The 16,581-nt window shown below is 37.6% G+C and carries 13 protein-coding genes; 7 read left to right on the top strand and 6 right to left on the bottom strand.

Annotated features, from left to right (window positions below; translation table 11 throughout):
- Positions 1–37 precede the first annotated feature (37 nt).
- Positions 38–1,663: an L-glutamate gamma-semialdehyde dehydrogenase gene (pruA, locus tag EGI24_RS02015; RefSeq protein WP_255046565.1), complete on the top strand. Its 1,626-nt coding sequence runs from the start codon at positions 38–40 to the stop codon at positions 1,661–1,663.
- Positions 1,664–1,723: 60 nt separating this feature from the next.
- On the opposite strand, the gene EGI24_RS02010 is transcribed toward pruA, so the two are convergent.
- The 3 genes from EGI24_RS02010 to EGI24_RS02000 are packed head-to-tail and all read right to left on the bottom strand — an operon-like array spanning position 1,724 to position 4,121.
- A complete protein-coding gene (locus tag EGI24_RS02010) occupies positions 1,724–2,566 on the bottom strand; it encodes a polysaccharide deacetylase family protein (RefSeq protein WP_255046564.1) in 843 nt (280 codons plus the stop codon).
- Positions 2,566–3,330, bottom strand: coding sequence for a methionyl-tRNA formyltransferase (locus EGI24_RS02005; protein ID WP_255046563.1), 765 nt, complete (start codon positions 3,328–3,330; stop codon positions 2,566–2,568). The genes EGI24_RS02010 and EGI24_RS02005 overlap by 1 nt, the downstream gene beginning before the upstream one ends.
- A 41-nt stretch (positions 3,331–3,371) precedes the next feature.
- Positions 3,372–4,121, bottom strand: coding sequence for a glycosyltransferase family 2 protein (locus EGI24_RS02000; RefSeq protein ID WP_255046561.1), 750 nt, complete (start codon positions 4,119–4,121; stop codon positions 3,372–3,374).
- On the opposite strand from EGI24_RS02000, the gene EGI24_RS01995 reads away from it, so the two are divergent.
- The 4 genes from EGI24_RS01995 (at position 4,105) to EGI24_RS01980 (ending at position 8,335) form a co-directional block, all read left to right on the top strand.
- Entirely contained in the window at positions 4,105–5,265 is a 1,161-nt protein-coding gene (locus EGI24_RS01995; RefSeq protein ID WP_409035462.1) for a patatin-like phospholipase family protein, read from the top strand. The two genes, EGI24_RS02000 and EGI24_RS01995, sit on opposite strands and share 17 nt — an antisense overlap.
- Before the next feature lie 60 nt (positions 5,266–5,325).
- Positions 5,326–5,907 (top strand): Crp/Fnr family transcriptional regulator, encoded by a 582-nt coding sequence (locus tag EGI24_RS01990; RefSeq protein WP_262926166.1) that lies wholly within the window; start codon positions 5,326–5,328, stop codon positions 5,905–5,907.
- Between the two features lie 74 nt (positions 5,908–5,981).
- On the top strand, positions 5,982–7,253 hold the full coding sequence (locus tag EGI24_RS01985; RefSeq protein WP_255046559.1) for a parallel beta-helix domain-containing protein: 1,272 nt from the start codon (positions 5,982–5,984) through the stop codon (positions 7,251–7,253).
- Positions 7,250–8,335 carry an SO2930 family diheme c-type cytochrome gene (locus EGI24_RS01980; protein WP_255046558.1) on the top strand — a complete coding sequence of 362 codons (1,086 nt, stop codon included), beginning with the start codon at positions 7,250–7,252 and terminating at the stop codon, positions 8,333–8,335. Before EGI24_RS01985 ends, EGI24_RS01980 begins: the two co-directional genes overlap by 4 nt.
- A gap of 9 nt (positions 8,336–8,344) precedes the next feature.
- On the opposite strand, the gene EGI24_RS01975 is transcribed toward EGI24_RS01980, so the two are convergent.
- Entirely contained in the window at positions 8,345–8,839 is a 495-nt protein-coding gene (locus tag EGI24_RS01975; RefSeq protein ID WP_255046557.1) for a RidA family protein, read from the bottom strand.
- A 139-nt stretch (positions 8,840–8,978) separates the two neighbouring features.
- Here EGI24_RS01975 and EGI24_RS01970 point away from each other — a divergent pair, with 139 nt between their 5' ends.
- Positions 8,979–10,130 (top strand): FAD-dependent oxidoreductase, encoded by a 1,152-nt coding sequence (locus tag EGI24_RS01970; protein WP_255046556.1) that lies wholly within the window; start codon positions 8,979–8,981, stop codon positions 10,128–10,130.
- 85 nt (positions 10,131–10,215) lie between these two features.
- Positions 10,216–11,457, top strand: a complete 1,242-nt coding sequence (locus tag EGI24_RS01965; protein ID WP_255046555.1) for an MFS transporter — start codon at positions 10,216–10,218, stop codon at positions 11,455–11,457.
- A 217-nt stretch (positions 11,458–11,674) separates the two neighbouring features.
- On the opposite strand, the gene EGI24_RS01960 is transcribed toward EGI24_RS01965, so the two are convergent.
- Together EGI24_RS01960 and EGI24_RS01955 are read right to left on the bottom strand one after the other, a co-directional pair.
- The gene (locus EGI24_RS01960) at positions 11,675–13,159 is read right to left on the bottom strand and encodes a RagB/SusD family nutrient uptake outer membrane protein (RefSeq protein WP_255046554.1); all 1,485 of its coding nucleotides are present in this window, start codon (positions 13,157–13,159) and stop codon (positions 11,675–11,677) included.
- A 20-nt stretch (positions 13,160–13,179) separates the two neighbouring features.
- Positions 13,180–16,320 (bottom strand): SusC/RagA family TonB-linked outer membrane protein, encoded by a 3,141-nt coding sequence (locus EGI24_RS01955; RefSeq protein WP_255046553.1) that lies wholly within the window; start codon positions 16,318–16,320, stop codon positions 13,180–13,182.
- Positions 16,321–16,581 lie beyond the last annotated feature (261 nt).

Below are 16,581 nucleotides of genomic sequence, written 5' to 3'. Positions count from 1 at the left end.
CAGAAAGATTTATACTCATCAATAAAAACCTCAGAAAATGCATAATGCCATATACCAAGTTCCGCTTCCTCAAAACGAGCCTGTTCTTAATTACGCTCCAGGAAGTGCCGAAACCATAAATGTAAAAAAAGCCTTAGAAGAACTTCGTTCAAAAACCATTGAAGTACCGATGTACATTGGTGCAAATGAAGTTTTTACCGACAAAAAAATCAAACTTTCACCTCCTCATGACCATAAGCATGTGTTGGGTTATGCCTCTGAAGGCGATGCTTCGCATGTTTCTGCTGCCATAGATTCAGCACTTGAAGCCAGGAATAATTGGGCAAAATTACCATGGAATGAGCGGGCAGCCATTTTCCTAAAAGCCGCAGATTTATTAGCAGGTCCATATAGAGCAAAAATAAATGCAGCCACCATGCTGGGGCAATCAAAAAATGCATTTCAGGCCGAGATAGATGCTGCATGTGAATTGATAGACTTTTTGAGATTCAATGTGGCTTTTTATCAAGAGATAATGGCAGAGCAGCCGCAGTCTTCCAAAGGCGTTTGGAATAAACTAGAATACAGGCCATTAGAGGGGTTTGTTTTTGCACTTACACCTTTCAATTTTACAGCCATTGCGGGCAATTTACCAGCAAGTGCAGCCATGATGGGCAACGTAATTGTGTGGAAACCAGCTTATACGCAAATATATTCAGCCAATGTAATTATGGAAGTTTTTAAATTGGCGGGATTACCTGATGGCGTAATCAATATGGTTTATGTCGATGGGCCAGTTACTGGTGAAATAGTTTTTAATCACCCTGATTTTGCAGGGATTCATTTTACTGGTAGCACGGCTGTTTTTCAAAATATCTGGAAAACCATTGGAGGCAACATCCATAAATATAAATCATACCCAAGAATTGTTGGAGAAACTGGCGGAAAAGACTTCGTTATCGCACATAAATCTGCTGATGCTAAAGCCGTTGCAGTTGGATTGGTTCGTGGTGCTTTTGAGTACCAAGGTCAAAAATGTTCAGCAGCGTCGAGAGCCTATATTCCTTCAAACATTTGGGAAGATGTAAAGAAATATATGTTGGCGGATTTGGCAGACATCAAAATGGGACCGACTGAGAACTTCTCCAATTTTGTAAATGCTGTCATTGATGAGAAAGCTTTTGACAAAATTTCAGGATATATCTCTGCTGCGAAGAATGACCCAAGCGTAGAAATTATCGCTGGTGGTGGATTTGATAAATCGGAGGGTTATTTTATTGAACCAACCGTAATTTTGGCAAAAGACCCAAAATACAGAACCATGTGTGAGGAGATTTTTGGACCAGTTTTAAGTATTTATGTGTATGAAGAAAATGCTTGGGAAGAAACTTTAGAATTGGTAAATACAACTTCGCCCTATGCACTAACTGGAGCGGTATTCTCGCAAGATAGGTATGCGATTGATCAAGCCACAAAGGCTTTAGAAAATGCAGCTGGTAATTTCTATATCAATGACAAACCAACAGGTGCAGTTGTTGGTCAACAGCCATTTGGCGGAGCCAGAGCCTCAGGAACCAACGACAAAGCAGGTTCAAAACTCAATCTTTTGCGTTGGGTGAATGCCCGAACCATTAAAGAAACTTTTGTATCACCTGTAGATTACAAGTATCCGTTTTTGGGCTAGTATCAGCACCAAGAATTAATAAATTGGACACGAATAGATTTTGTTCGTGTCCTTTTTTTATTACAACTTAACCACCTTAGCCTTCTCCCAATCAATAGAAGCCTCAGCAGTACGAATATCTACAAATTCGTGTTTTTTAATCAGTTTATCAAGCTTTGAAAGACAGCCTTTTAGACCATAATATGACTTGAATTTTCTAATGAAATTTAATCCAGGCACCATTGGCTGTTCTGCATCAAAATCTCTGGGATGAAAATAGGTCATCACATAATCTGAGTTTTTAGTCATAGCATCCAATAGAGGATAGGGAAAAAGTCTGAAGTATCCTCCTCCTGAGAATATCAAATTTTTACCTGCAAAAGAAGATAGGTTTATAGGAAACTCTTTCATTCGCATGCCATCAATGTCTATCCAGCAAGGTTCTGCATGACCAAATTGTGGAAAACCTCCGTGCGAACGCTCTGCTGGAAAAATAGAAGCATCTATCTCGATTCCGTTCTTCATCAAAACCTCGAAAACCCATTTATTTTGTGCCATCAATGAAAAACCTGGAGCTCTGTAAGCTCTGACTTTCTTCCCGATTACATCCTCTATCGATTTTATAGATCGCTCTAAATCTTGCTCAAATGTCTGACGATTTTGTTCATACGCCAATTGATGCAAATCCGAATGTGTAGCTATTTCGTGCCCTCTCCGATCTATCTCCTTTAAAACTTCAGGAAAATTACGAGCTACCCAACCTAGACAAAAGAAAGTGGCTTTTTGGTCGCCAAGCATGCTATGAATTTTGTCCATATTTCTATGAATTCTTGACTCAAATCCCACCCAGTCAGCTTCAGTTTTGGTGGCGTCGTTGTCTAGAATATGAAACCATTCTTCTATGTCGAAAGTCAATATTTTCATTAGAAAAATCTTTTGCCAGCCTTATAAAACTCGTCTACATCCTTTCTTGTTGGGAAAGAAAAATAAGTCATTTCTTCAGCAGGATTAGGAATCAATTTAAAACCACCTTTTTGAATTAATTCTATACTTTCTATGATACATTCCATACCTATCTGTTTGGTGTATTTTATCAGCTCTTCTTGACTTCTATCACCAATTTCTACTTTTTTCTGAACCAATATTGGACCCGAATCTATGCCTTCATCTACAAAGAAAACAGAAACGCCTGTATATTTCTCGTTATTTTTCAAAACCCAAAATGAAGGCATTAAGCCTCTGTATTTAGGCAAAAGAGCCGTATGCAGATTTACACATCCATAAGTTGCCAAGTCTAACAAAGGTCTTTTGAAAATCTGATTCCCACCTATTGATACCAATAAATCAGGCTGATAAGTTTTCAGAATTCCTCTATTTTCTTTACTATTTATTCCACCTTCAATTTTAATAAGAGGAATATTGTATTTATCCAATACTTTGGCTACAGAATTACCTGAATCGAACTTTGATTTGATAAACTTATAACTATAGTAGGAAAAAAATTGAAGTCCAAATACATCAAAAGTCTTTTTCATTTTCTCAAAAAACGTCTCTCTTTTGCCAAAAGGCGAAACCTCGAACAACACTGTTCCAACTATTTCAGCAGCTTTTGGCATATTCTTTACCAAAAAATCAATGTTTTTCCCCAAATAAAATGGGTCATCTTGCGTAAGAATTACTATTCTCATTTTTTATAAATCCTAAATTGGTTTTCCAAAAATCTAAAAAATCACTTATCCTTGAACAGTTGCACTATCTTAGAAAGTGGTTTCCACCAAAGTGTATACCATTTTGGCTTAAGCCCATTAACCTTCCAAGCTTTCCTATCCTCTTGATTCGCCACCCAGCGGTGTTTCCACGATGCAGTACTCGTTCCTCCATTTCTCATAGTCATCAAAACTTTGGGGATGTAATGAGCCGAAACATTATTTTTATATAACATCCGCAGCATCAGCTCATAGTCAGCAGAGCAAGTAAAGTCAGTTCTGTATTCACCAAACTTTTCATAGCAAGTTCTTTTTACATAAAACGAAAGATGCGGTGGCATGAATCCCTTTAACCAATACTCCTTTTTGTATTCGCCAACGGTCCAATAACGCACCACTTTGTCAATGTTATCTGGATTTACAAACTGTTTATCGCCATAAATAGCATCGGTTTTGTAGGTATCAAAACCAGAGGCAACGGCTTCCAAAACATCATTTGCAGGATAAAAATCGTCAGACCCTATCATGCCGATAATTTCACCATTAGCCAGTTTAAGGCCTTTGTTCATGGCATCATAAATCCCTTTGTCTTTTTCAGATATATAAATAATTCTATCTTTGTATTTTTCCAAAACCTCCACAGTTCCGTCTTTAGAACCGCCATCTATAACAATGTACTCAAAATCCGTAAAGGTCTGATTTAAAACACTCTGAATAGTATGCTCTATGGTATTTATGCTGTTGTAACAAACTGTAATGATACTGAATCTCATTTTTGGCGGTTTATTTGCCTTCACAAAAATACCACTAATTTATTCTTTTTGGCATTTATCCATGGCATTTAAACAATATTTCGCAATTCTTAAAGTTGTTTTTCTAACATTTGGAACACATATAATGAGAATTTCAATCACTTTTCTGCTTACATTTTTAATTTTAAAGAGCTCATTTTCTCAAAAAAACACTTACCGAAATCTTGTGATGGAGGGCGGGGGCATAAAAGGAATTGCTTATGGCGGAGCATTGCTCGAGTTGGAGAAAAAAGGAATCTTACAAAACATTACAAGAGTAGCAGGCACTTCTGCAGGAGCGATACAAGCCTGCTTACTTTCAGTGGGTTATTCACCAAAAGAAATCATAGAAATAGTCAACCAAACTCCCATTGAAACCTTCAACGATGACGGTTTTGTGGCCAAAGGCACCAAGAGACTTATCAAAGAATATGGTTGGTTTAAAGGCGAAAGTTTTTTAAAAACCATGGAAAATGTAATTTTTCAAAGAACTGGAAATGCAAATCTGACTTTTGAAGAACTCCATAGATTGGCTGAGGCCACGCCCTTTAGAGATTTATACGTGACCGGAACTAACCTTACTGAGCAATCATTGGTCATTTTTTCTCACGAAACATATCCAAAAATGAGAATTGCAGATGCAGTAAGGATTTCGATGTCCATTCCTCTCTATTATAAAAGTATATGGATTGATCAAGAAGGAACCGTATATGAAGAGCCAATAGCCAACAAAAAGTGTAACCTTTTTGTGGATGGTGGGCTTATGCTTAACTATCCAATTGATATTTTTGATAAACCCAAATATATGAGCAACGAAGGAGAAAAAGAGATTTTCAACGAACAAACCATAGGTTTACGTTTAGAAAAATGCACCCAAATTGACCATGAATTGGCGAAAAAAGATGGTGCCGCAGTTCAAACTATCCATGATATCAGTTCATACATGGATGCCCTTGGTGGCCTAATGATGAGAAATGTAAACGCTCCCAACAAACGAGATTTGGAGCGAACCATTTATATAAACGACAATGGCCTTAGTGCAAGAGTGCGAAAAGTGCCTGACAACGAAAAACAAATGATGATGATGGCTGGCCAACAAGCTGTGATTGAGTTTTTTGGAAGATAAAATTAGTTTTTTTCTGAAAAATAATTTCTAACTTGTAATCAAATTTAAACCTGATGGCATCTGGAAACTGCAAAGAGAGCTTTATTAGATAATCTCAAAGAAATAGTACCCTTTGGTAAGGCCGAAGAGGAAGCTATCTCATCAAAACTACACCCCTTCTCATTTAAAAAGCGAGATTTCCTTCTTAAAAAAGGAGAAATTAGCGACAAAATATATCTTATAGCACAGGGAGCAATTAGAGAATTTATTCTGGACAAAGATCAAAAAGAAATCACTGTATGGTTTGGTTTTGAAGGGGACATAGTAGCCTCCCTTTCAAGTTTGGTAAATTCTAAAGAAAGCAACACAGGACTTCAAGCCTTAGAAGATTCAAAGGGTTTTTACATTGAAAAAGACGATTTAGAACAACTGTACAACGATTACCATTTGCTAGAAAGAATGGGCCGGAAGGTTACCGAAAAATATTTATTGAGTACAGAAACCTACCATTATGACTTCCACCATTTGACAGCTAATGAGCGTTTTGAAAAACTTCAAAAGGACAGAATGTGGATTTACAACAGAGTTCCACTCCATCATATTGCCAGTTATTTAGGTGTTTCAAATGAAACTTTAAGCCGAATAAGAGCCAAAAAATCTTGATTTTGACTTTTGTCAATATATGTTTCATCAAATTTGAAATAGATTTGCAATAATTCAATTTAACCCTCAATATCATGAAAAACCTTTTGCTTGTTTTCCTTTGCATTCCATTTTTCATTTCTTGCAATTCTGGAGAAAAAACCACCTCAAAACTTGATCTAAGTTCCATAAAAAAAGCATCTGAAGAAGATATTGAGGATTTAGTAACCAAATTTATTGATGCCAAAGACGGTGACTTGATAGAAATCCCAGAAGGATTTTATGAAATTGGCACTCAGCTAATTTTAGATAGTTTAAACAATATTACTGTAAAAGGTGCTGGGATGTACAAAACAGTAATTTCATTTAAGACACTGAGCACTGGTGGAGAGGGAATGAAAATAGCAGGCAATAACATTATTTTGGAGGATTTCACAGTAATGGATGCACCAGGAGACGATATAAAAACACAGAAATGCATAGGTCTGACATTCAGAAGAGTAAATACAACTTGGACGAATTCCGATTTGGCGAAAAGCGGCACTTATGGGATTTATCCTGTGCAATGCAAAAATGTACTAATAGAAGAATGTGAAGTTTCACATTCAAGAGATGCAGGCATTTACGTTGGCCAATCTGAAAACATTGTGGTGAGAAACAATTACGTTTTTGAGAATGTGGCGGGCATTGAAATTGAAAATTCAGACAATGCAGAAGTGTATAACAATAAAGCCATTAACAATACTTCAGGCATTTTGGTATTCAACTTACCTGGTTTGCCTAAGGCTTTTGGAGTGAATACCAAAGTGTATAAAAACCTCATAAAGGATAACAATCACGACAACTTTGCACAGGGCGAAGCTTCAGAAAACGGTAACCCCATCACGATGATTCCTCCTGGTAGTGGTGTAATTATCATGGCTGGAAAAAATGTAGAAGTATATGAAAACCAAATCATTAACCACAAAACTACAGGCGTAGCCATTTTGGACTATCAAATAACCGAACTCAAAGTCCCGAACCATCCGGGTTGGTCGCCTTATTCAAGTGATATTTATTTTCATGATAATGTTTACGAACGAAAAATGGCCATTCCAGATGTTTCAAAAGATTTTGGAAAACTGATTACTGCCAAATGTCGCAAACCACAAGATTTGATTTATGACGGAATAATTGATGAGAAAGTAGGCAAAGACCCTACCAAAAACCCAATGAACATCTGTATCAACGAAAAATCGGCTGATTTCCGTTTTACTAGGTTTGTGATTCCTGACAAAGGCGGAATTATGGATATAGCTGTTGTAAGCGATCTTGACAACTTCAACAAATGTAAAGTTGAGGTAAAAACCGATGTTAAAGGCATATGAAACTTTTTCAAAAAATAGCTCTTTTGGCAGTATTGGTTTGGTTAATTGCCGCATGCTTTAAAATGAAACAAAGCAAATTGCCTTCAGAAATAGAATTTGACAAACTCCCATATAAAAAACTGTCGGAGTATGGTTTTTTCAAAGGAGAAATGGCGAAGTTAGAAAGTAACGAAGGTGTGCTTTTGTATGAACCCGCAGCAGCCTTATTTACAGATTACGCACATAAAAGCCGTTTTGTATGGATGCCAAAAGGCTCAAAAGCTAATTTTGACATCAAAGACCAAGATAAGCCACTTGATTTTCCAGAACATACCATTATTGTAAAAACTTTTTACTACCCCACGGATTTTTCAAAACCAAATGCAGAAAAACAAATCTTAGAAACTAGGCTCTTGGTAAAGAAAAACAATAAATGGGAAGCATATCCTTACAAATGGAACAAAGACCAAAAAGATGCGGAATATAAATCTATTGGTGGAATAATACCACTCTCTTGGAAAGACGAAAAAGGCGAAATGCACAATATAAAATACGCCATGCCAAATAAGAATCAATGTAAAAGTTGCCACAACCGAAATGGAACTTTTAGCCCGATTGGCCCTAAAACAAAACAACTTAATCATGAGATATCCTATGGGACAGAAAAGATGAACCAACTCGAGAAATGGGTAAAAGTTGGGTATTTGAACAATTTACCAGACAAAAATAAGATAAATGGATTGAAGTCAATCAGCGACGCTTCGGCAAGTTTGGACATCAAGGCTCGGTCTTATTTGGATGTCAATTGTGGCCATTGTCACAGCACTTATGGCCCAGCTGCTAGTTCGGGTTTAAGACTAAATTTCGAAGAAACCGATCCTTATCATTGGGGTGTAAAAAAATCACCAGTGGCGGCAGGAATCGGTGCAGGTACCTTCAAATTCGACATCAATCCAGGTAAAGGCATGGAATCTATACTCACTTACCGTATGAATTCTACCCATCCAGGCATAATGATGCCGGAGATTGGCCGAGTGAGTGTACACAAAGAAGGCGTTAAACTTATTTCGGATTGGATAGATTCATTACCTACTGAAAAATAGCACGGTTTATCAAGGATAAGCTGCCACTATTTCTATTTCGATAAACTTAAATCTGTTCACAAGAGCCGAAACTCCCAAAGTTGCCCTTACAGGTTTGTTGGGATTTTCGGTTGTACCAAAATACTGTTTGTAAGCAGCATTCCAACCATCGAAATCATAAGCACCAGTTTTTACATCTGGAGTTAAATAAACCCGCATCGAGAATACATCTGCCATTTTTAGCCCTTTTTCAGCCAAAGAAGTTTTGAATTTTTCTAAAATCGAAATGGCTTGGGCTTTTGTGTCACCATATTTGGCATAATCACCTTCGGGCAAACTTGAATTAAGGGCAGATGCAGTGAGGCCACTAGAAAAATACAGCTTCTTACCTTCAGGTACAATTGCAGCATTCGAAATAATACTACTTTCAGCACCTATCATTTCTACTTTTTGAGCATTAGTTTGAGAAATGCCCAAACTCAAACAAAGGACTAAAAACACGACAACAGTTTTAACTTTTTGCATTATATTAATATTTAGTTTTTCTTTTCGAATAAATTATAAATAGTTTATAATCAGAAGATTAAAATAGTATTTTAAAATTTCGAAAACAAGAATTTTCAGACTAATTTGAAATACGTTCAAACTAACCAAAGAAAAAAATATGAAAAGAAGAGACTTTTTTATCAATGCTGCATTAGGTAGTGCTGCCATTTCTAGCCAACTATTGAGTTCGTGTGCTACAGGCCCAATTCTTTACGGCGATAAAAACTACAACATCAATCGGGGATATCAATTTATACCCAAACTAAAGCTTTCCAAAGATAGAATCATAAAAGAAACTGTAGGTCTTAGGCCTTTCAGAGCTTCTGGGCCAAGAATTGAAAAGCAATTGTTGGGCAATAAAACTATTGTGCATAATTATGGACATGGAGGAAGTGGTTGGTCTTTGTCGTGGGGAACTGGACATTTGGCAAGAAAACTTGTGATGGAACAACCTGACAAAAAAATAGCCTTAATTGGAGCCGGGACTGTAGGAATAGCCACCGCAACGCTGCTTCAGGAGAGTGGTTATGAAGTGACCATATATACCAAAGACGTACCACCAAACATCACTTCAAACTTGGCCACCGGTACTTGGTCACCTGCTTCAAGAGTTTGCGACAAGACAAAATCTACTCCAGATTTTGAAAAAAAATGGGAAGAAGCCACCCGATTTTCATTCCGAAGATTGCAAATGCTTTTGGGTATGGAAGACATCGTGAACTGGTGCGATGACTATGTGGTGCATAAATCTATCCCAAGTACAACAGACGGAAATGGTGGCGGAGAAATTTTCCATTTAGAAGGTTTGGCTCCTGATTGGGTACTGATGGATAAGAAAAACCACCCCTTTCAGGCAGATTATGTTAGAAAAAGGAGTAATATGATTTTTAATATTCCAAGTTATCTCAATTTCCATCTAAACAACTTCCTGCTTCGTGGCGGAAAATTAAAAATACATGACATCAAAACTTTGGAAGACCTAGATGCTTTACCAGAAAAAGTAATAGTCAACTGTATGGGCTTGGGGGCCAAAAGTGTTTTTAATGATGAAGAATTGATGCCCATCTCGGGGCAATTGGCCTGTTTGATACCACAAAATGAAGTAAACTATAAATTAGCCACAAAAGGTGCATATTTCATTACCAGAAAAGACGGTATTTACTTGGGCGGCAACGGCATAGACGGAAGTTGGGACACCAACCCAAAACGAGAACTCACCGAAAAATGGATAGATGTTTTGATGGATTTGATGAAAGAAATGAAAGGTTAAAATCATAATTTTAACTGGTTCAAATATTTTGTGATGGTTTTGGAGAAAAGCTTTTTAAATTTGAAAAAACTTAAACCCTATAACCGTGAAAATACGCCACAAAGTCCTCTTTTTCTTGTTCTTGCTGTCTATCATAACTTTTTTGGATAGGGTATGTATGAACGTAGTGAGCAAGTATGTTAAAGAAGACCTTGATCTGGACAATCAATCTTTTGGATATATTCTTGGGGCATTTTCATTGGCCTATGCCTTGTTCGAACTCCCAACAGGTATTCTTGGAGACAGAATTGGCCCAAGAAAAGTATTGACCAGAGTAGTACTTTGGTGGTCGGGATTTACGGCCTTGACTGGAACTGCTTTTGGATTTGTTTACTTGCTCATTGTCAGGTTTTTATTTGGCATGGGCGAAGCGGGTGCTTATCCAAACGCCTCCATTGCCATTGCTCGATGGTTTCCGGCTGTTGAAGTTGGGAGAGCACAGTCCGTTATTTGGGCCGCAGGACGCATTGGCGGGGCTCTAACCCCACTTTTGGTAATTCCTCTGGTACATTTGGTAGGCTGGAGAATGGCTTTTTTCATTCTTGGCGTGGTCGGAAGTATTTGGGCAGCAGCTTGGTATTATTGGTTCAGAGACAATCCTTCTGAACATAAAGGCATTACGCAAAAAGAAATAGAAGAAATAGAAACTGCCAGAAAAAATGCCCCAATTTCTCATAAAATTCATTGGAAAACCATCATCAAAAATCCAAACATTTGGCTTTTGATGATCATGTGTCACTTGTTTTTTTATGCTTCGTATTTCTTTACCAATTGGTCCTCCACCTATTTCCAAGAAGGCAGAATGATGACCGAGGACCAAACCAAAAATTTCATTTCGCTCTCTTATTTCCTTGGTGCCATTGGTTGTATCGTAGGTGGGTTTGCGAGTGATTTTTTGAGCAAAAAATTTGGATTAAAGTTGGGAAGAAGAATTGTAGGAGTAGCTGGTTTAGGACTCTCTAGTATTTGTTTTTTAGGTGCAGGCTTGACGACTGACAATCAATTAGCAGGCTATCTACTAGCATTATGTGTGTTTCTAAAAGACCTTACCCTGCCCGTTGCCTTTGCGGTTTGTGTTGATATTGGCAAAAGAAACGCTGGAACTGTAACTGGAGCCATGAACTTTGCAGGACAAATGGGCGGATTTTTTATCACGATTATTTTCGGAACCATTGTACAGCAAACTGGGAATTTCAATTATCCACTTTTTCTGATTGCAGGTTGCTTGATAGTTGCCTCTGCACTTTGGTTTTTCATTGATCCTACTAAGGAGATTGTCGAGGGCTAAGGGAAGTATAAGTATTAAAAATATAAGGTTTAATCCTATAAAAACACATTCTAAAAAAGCCATTCCGAAGTTGACTTTTATTTCATGATATGAGAATATTAAACTATTTCTGATAGTATTATTTGAATAAAGATTAATTGAACTTAAGCGTTTAATAGGTTCCAAAAAAAAGAGGTTGCCTTGGCAACCTCTTTTAAAAAACAAAATTTCATATCACTTAAAGGGGGTTTTGAACCACCGCCTTGTTGGCATCCAACTCAGCTCTAGGTATCAACCACTCCCACATTTTGTCATCAGCAGGTACATCATAAATAGTTGTAATAGCAGCAATATGATTGGCCCCATTTCGGTTGAGTGCAGTATTAGTTCTCTTTAGATCTAGGAATCGGAAGCCTTCACCCCAAAGTTCAATTCTACGATTAAACATAATCTGTTCAATTAGTTTTTCGCCAGTATTGGTGCTCAATACGGCTGAGGCATCCCTTTTGACAACCAACTCTTGGAGTACCTTAGCAGCATCTGCATCTTTTCCTTGACGAGCTAGAGCCTCAGCCTCTATTAAAACCATTTCAGATGATCTCATATACGGAATATCGCCCATTGTAGAAGTAGATGGGGTTCCCGGCAATTTGAATTTTTGATTTAAATAAGGAGGTCTAATTCCACCCGGAGGGGTTACAGCATTGGCCGCCGTTGGAGCTTTTATCCACATTTTTGATCTTACATCTGAAGTTGGAATTTGATCATAAAGCTTGCTGTTTATAACTTTTGGATAAGTTCTAATTACAGTAGAGTTGTAGTTACAAGATACATATGAATGAAAAGCACCAAAAAACTCCGACTGGTCTTCTAGGTGATCAAAACCCCACATCCACTCTGTATTAGATATGTTTGAAAATCCGTCTTGATACGTTGCCTCATTCATAATTGGATACGACTTACGTGCCTCATTAGCAAATTTTGCCGCAGCCTCCCAGTTTTGTTGTGTTAACGCTACACGAGCTTGAATACCTTTGATTACATCCAAGTTTATGTGCGACTTGTAAGTACGTGTTGTCCCCAAAATCTTAGAAGCTTCTGCAAGATCCTTATTGATTTGTGTATAAACTTCCTCCACTGTTGCTCTTGGCAAACCTTCTACAGTAGGTTTTAAAACAAGTGGCACACCTGGCGAACTATTCGGCTTGGCTGCAGCATTATACCGCTTTCCATAGAGTTGTATTAGGTTAAAATAAGACCATGCTCTTAGGCCAAGGGCTTCACCTAAAATTTGATCTTTTTGTGCTTGAGTTCCTACGGCATTTGGGGTATTCTCAATCGCCACATTCGTATTGGCAATTACTCTATAATACATTTCATAAGGTAATCTAACACCAGCAGTATTGTCAGTTCTATGTGCTACCCACCGTGTTTCGGCTACATGCCAACTTGCCGAAGCAGCTCCTTGAATCAAATCCTCACCTAAGTGGTCCATAATAAGCATAACGGCAGGGTGGCCAAAATGTCCTTGAGAACCTAGATATCTAACTACTAATGAACGGTAGATTCCATTAATTGCCGCTGAGGCATTTTTGGTAGTAGCATAAGCAGAAGTGGCATCTACAGATTCTGTAGGTACTGTATTTAAGAAATCATCACTACAAGCCGTAAAACTAAAGACTAGCAGGATAGTTGACAATATGGTTATTATTCTATTTTTCATTGTTTTAGTAAATTTAAAAATTAAAAACCTAAAGTAGTACCAAATACAATGGATCTTGCACCTGGGTAAGTGTTAGAAGTTACACCTGAGAAATCTTGCTGAATATTAGTTCCTTTACGTTTACCAAAAAACGCAAGGTTTTCTCCACTAACATAAAATGAAACTCCCCTAGACTTAATTTTCGAAGCCCATTTGGCAGGAACAGAGTAAGAGAGATTGACATTTCTTAAAGCAAAATAGGTTGCATCTAATAACCAACGAGTTGAAGCTGCGTCAAAGTCTGAAGTCCTTGAGGCATCCATGCGTGGTACATCAGTAATATCGCCCGGTTTTTGCCATCTTTTTAAAATATCAACACTTTTAGCATTGTGATAACCTGCACCCATGATTCCTGCATACGCACCATCATAAACTTTACCCCCCACTTGATAAATGAATTGACCGGAAAGTTCAAAACCTTTGTAATTAATTGCAGTTCCAAAACCTCCATTAAATTTCGGTATGGCTGAACCAGCATTTATAAATCTTGCATTGCTAATATTGGTTGTAACCGTATCTCCGTTTTCTTTAACAAACGAGTTGGCGGGTACCAAAGTTGCAGCTCTATACAAGGCCTCACCAGTAGCTGGATTTACTCCCATATATTCCCTAAGCCAATAGTTTTGGATGTCTCTACCTTCTTCATATCTTTTTGTACCAGTTACTATTACTGGCGTTTCTGCTGGTAGTTTTGTAAATCTATTGATAAATGAAGTTGCATTTCCAGATAATACTATGCTCAGGTCATTTTTCTTGAAAACAACAGCAGAAGCAGCCAATTCGATTCCCTTGTTGTACATTGTGCCAATATTCCTAGTTTGACTAGCCACTCCTGAGGAAACTGGCAACGGCACATTAAATAATAAATTTGAAGAAGTACGTTGAAATACCTCGATGCTTGCATTAATCTTATCATCTAAAAATCCGGCCTCAAGTCCTATATCAGCAGCTGTGCTTTTTTCCCATACTAAGTCCAGATTTCCAAGACTACCTTGTAAAATACCTGGCTCTGTGGCATTATTAAAACTTAAACTGTAAGTGGGTTGCCATGCGTAAAGGTTAATATCTTCGTCGTTTCCGGTTTCACCAAAATTGGCACGTAATTTCAAGTTACTTACGAAAGGCAAACTCTCCATAAATTTCTCTTGATCAATTCTCCATGCAGTTCCTATTGAGTAGAAATTACCCCATCTTACGGCTTGATTAAACTTACTCGAGCCATCTCTTCTTGCAGAGAGTGTAACTATATACTTCTCATCAAAATCATAGGTAGCTCTAGAAAAATACCCCTCCACTCTTCTATCTCTTGCACGTGAATCCAAGTTAGTTGTGGTAGTAAAATTTATAAGTTCAATGTTTCCGTCCAACACTTGGCCTGTTCTTGACCCTCTTAGTCTGTTATCTCTATCATCATAGCTTTCATGACCTAAAATGACATCAATATTATGCTTCCCAAAATTGTTATTATAATTTAACAATTGATTAAAGTTAACAACTGTAGAGTTCTCAAATTCATTACTTCCTGAGCCAGCAGGAGCACCGTCACCCACAATCGGGTTACCAAATGATTTAGAATTTACTATGGATATATCCGTACCAAGATTTGATGTAAATTTAAAGTTTTTGAGGAAAGTAAATTCCACATACGCTCTTGCTCCTACGTTCGTCCTTTTGAAGAAGTTCTTATTCAAAAGCGTCTCATAAACATTATGCCTACCAGCATATTGCGACCTATTTGGAAGGCCTAATGCCGACATATTACCAATGTCATATATCCTATTTCCATCTGCATCTAATAAAAATTGACCTGGTGCGGCTGGATTTATAGCATAAACTGGATAAATCGGAGCCATGTTTCTAGAGAAGAAGAATGGATTGACAAATGCAGTGTTTGTACCATCTTGTCCAGAATTAGAATCTGTCAGACCCCCGTTTATATTTAAACCGGTTTTAAAAAAAGGTTTCAACTGCGTATTTACATTCAATCTCAGCGTATATCTTTTAAAATCCGAGTTTACCAAGAAACCCTTGTCGCTCAAATAGCCAAGTGATATCAAATAATCAGATTTGTTCGCTCCGCCGGAGAATTTCAGATTGACTTCATCTCTTGAGTTGGGAGTTATAAGCGGCTTTTCCCAATTCATTTCTTCTGCATCATAAATCATCTTGGCACTTGAATTGAAAACGCCTTCAGGACTTACGAGCTGATTAAAAGGAACATCAAACACGTTATATCCAACTAAGGCACCTAAGCCATTTGTAGCCGTTGTACCGGCTGTTGCCAAAGCTACAGGATTCGTCTGTCTATAAGCCAAACTGTTCCTATTGGCCTCCCACATTAATGTATAGTAGTCAGCTGCACCTATTCTTTCATATTCAGGAATACCTCTAGAGTTGTTTCCTTTTGTATAGGTAAGGTCGATGTTATTTTTACCATCCTTACCTTTTTTTGTTGTAATCAAAACGACACCATTGGCTGCTCTAGCACCATATAAGGCTGTAGAGGCAGCATCTTTTAAAACTGTAACCGACTCAATATCGCTTGGATTTATATTGTTAATGTTTACACCCAACGGCATACCATCAACAACATACAATGGATTATTTGAGGCAGAAACCGAACCAAAGCCACGAACACGTATGTTAGGGCTGGCACCAGGTTGACCACTACCCATACTAGATTGAATACCTGGAGCAGCTCCAGCCAAAACCTGAAGTACTGAAGTCACAGGTCTAGTTGCTATAGCATCAGCATTTATTACTGCAGACGACCCCGTGAAAGAGGTCTTTTTTGCTGTACCGAAAGCTGTCGCTATGACTTCTTCCAAAACATTAGCCCCAGTCTCTAATTGAACGTTGATGATACTCTGACTACCAACTGTAACGGTCACGGGCTCAAAACCCACGTAAGAAAAAATAACTTGGCTACCTTTTGCTATGCTAAGGCTGTAGTTGCCACTTGCATCTGAGGTAACCCCTTTTTTAGTCCCCTTGGCATAAATACTTACGCCCGGCAAAGGCGAAGCGTCGTCTTTGGCTGTAACAGTGCCTGAAATTCGAACTTCTTGTCCAAACGTAGCTACACTGACCAGCATCATAAATACTAGTAAATTTTTAAACATAGAATTGAAAAATTAATTGGTTATAGATAATTAATGAGATTACTAAGAAAAGAGGATAATTGTTTAAAAATGAAGTTAATGACTCAAAATTAATGACAAAATAATGTAAGATTATAAGAATTCTTAAAAAAATCTAATTACATTAGGAATTTACATCTGACTCATACAATTCTGGTAAAACTAAAACTGCAAAGACATTCATATTAAATCATACTATTTTCTGAAAAGAAGATTATAAAGTCCAAGAATTAGAAATTTCTC

Source organism: Lacihabitans sp. CS3-21 (assembly GCF_024343675.1).
Classification (GTDB): domain Bacteria; phylum Bacteroidota; class Bacteroidia; order Cytophagales; family Spirosomataceae; genus Leadbetterella.
This window is presented reverse-complemented; position numbering and strand designations above follow the sequence as displayed.

What these genes read in the sequence shown, in the direction of transcription:
- pruA (WP_255046565.1), top strand. Translation starts at nt 38, where the DNA reads ATGCATAATGCCATATACCAAGTTCCGCTTCCTCAAAACGAGCCTGTT.
- EGI24_RS02010 (WP_255046564.1), bottom strand. Translation starts at nt 2,566, where the DNA reads ATGAAAATATTGACTTTCGACATAGAAGAATGGTTTCATATTCTAGAC.
- EGI24_RS02005 (WP_255046563.1), bottom strand. Translation starts at nt 3,330, where the DNA reads ATGAGAATAGTAATTCTTACGCAAGATGACCCATTTTATTTGGGGAAA.
- EGI24_RS01995 (WP_409035462.1), top strand. Translation starts at nt 4,105, where the DNA reads ATGATACTGAATCTCATTTTTGGCGGTTTATTTGCCTTCACAAAAATA.
- EGI24_RS02000 (WP_255046561.1), bottom strand. Translation starts at nt 4,121, where the DNA reads ATGAGATTCAGTATCATTACAGTTTGTTACAACAGCATAAATACCATA.
- EGI24_RS01985 (WP_255046559.1), top strand. Translation starts at nt 5,982, where the DNA reads ATGAAAAACCTTTTGCTTGTTTTCCTTTGCATTCCATTTTTCATTTCT.
- EGI24_RS01980 (WP_255046558.1), top strand. Translation starts at nt 7,250, where the DNA reads ATGAAACTTTTTCAAAAAATAGCTCTTTTGGCAGTATTGGTTTGGTTA.
- EGI24_RS01975 (WP_255046557.1), bottom strand. Translation starts at nt 8,839, where the DNA reads ATGCAAAAAGTTAAAACTGTTGTCGTGTTTTTAGTCCTTTGTTTGAGT.
- EGI24_RS01970 (WP_255046556.1), top strand. Translation starts at nt 8,979, where the DNA reads ATGAAAAGAAGAGACTTTTTTATCAATGCTGCATTAGGTAGTGCTGCC.
- EGI24_RS01960 (WP_255046554.1), bottom strand. Translation starts at nt 13,159, where the DNA reads ATGAAAAATAGAATAATAACCATATTGTCAACTATCCTGCTAGTCTTT.
- EGI24_RS01955 (WP_255046553.1), bottom strand. Translation starts at nt 16,320, where the DNA reads ATGTTTAAAAATTTACTAGTATTTATGATGCTGGTCAGTGTAGCTACG.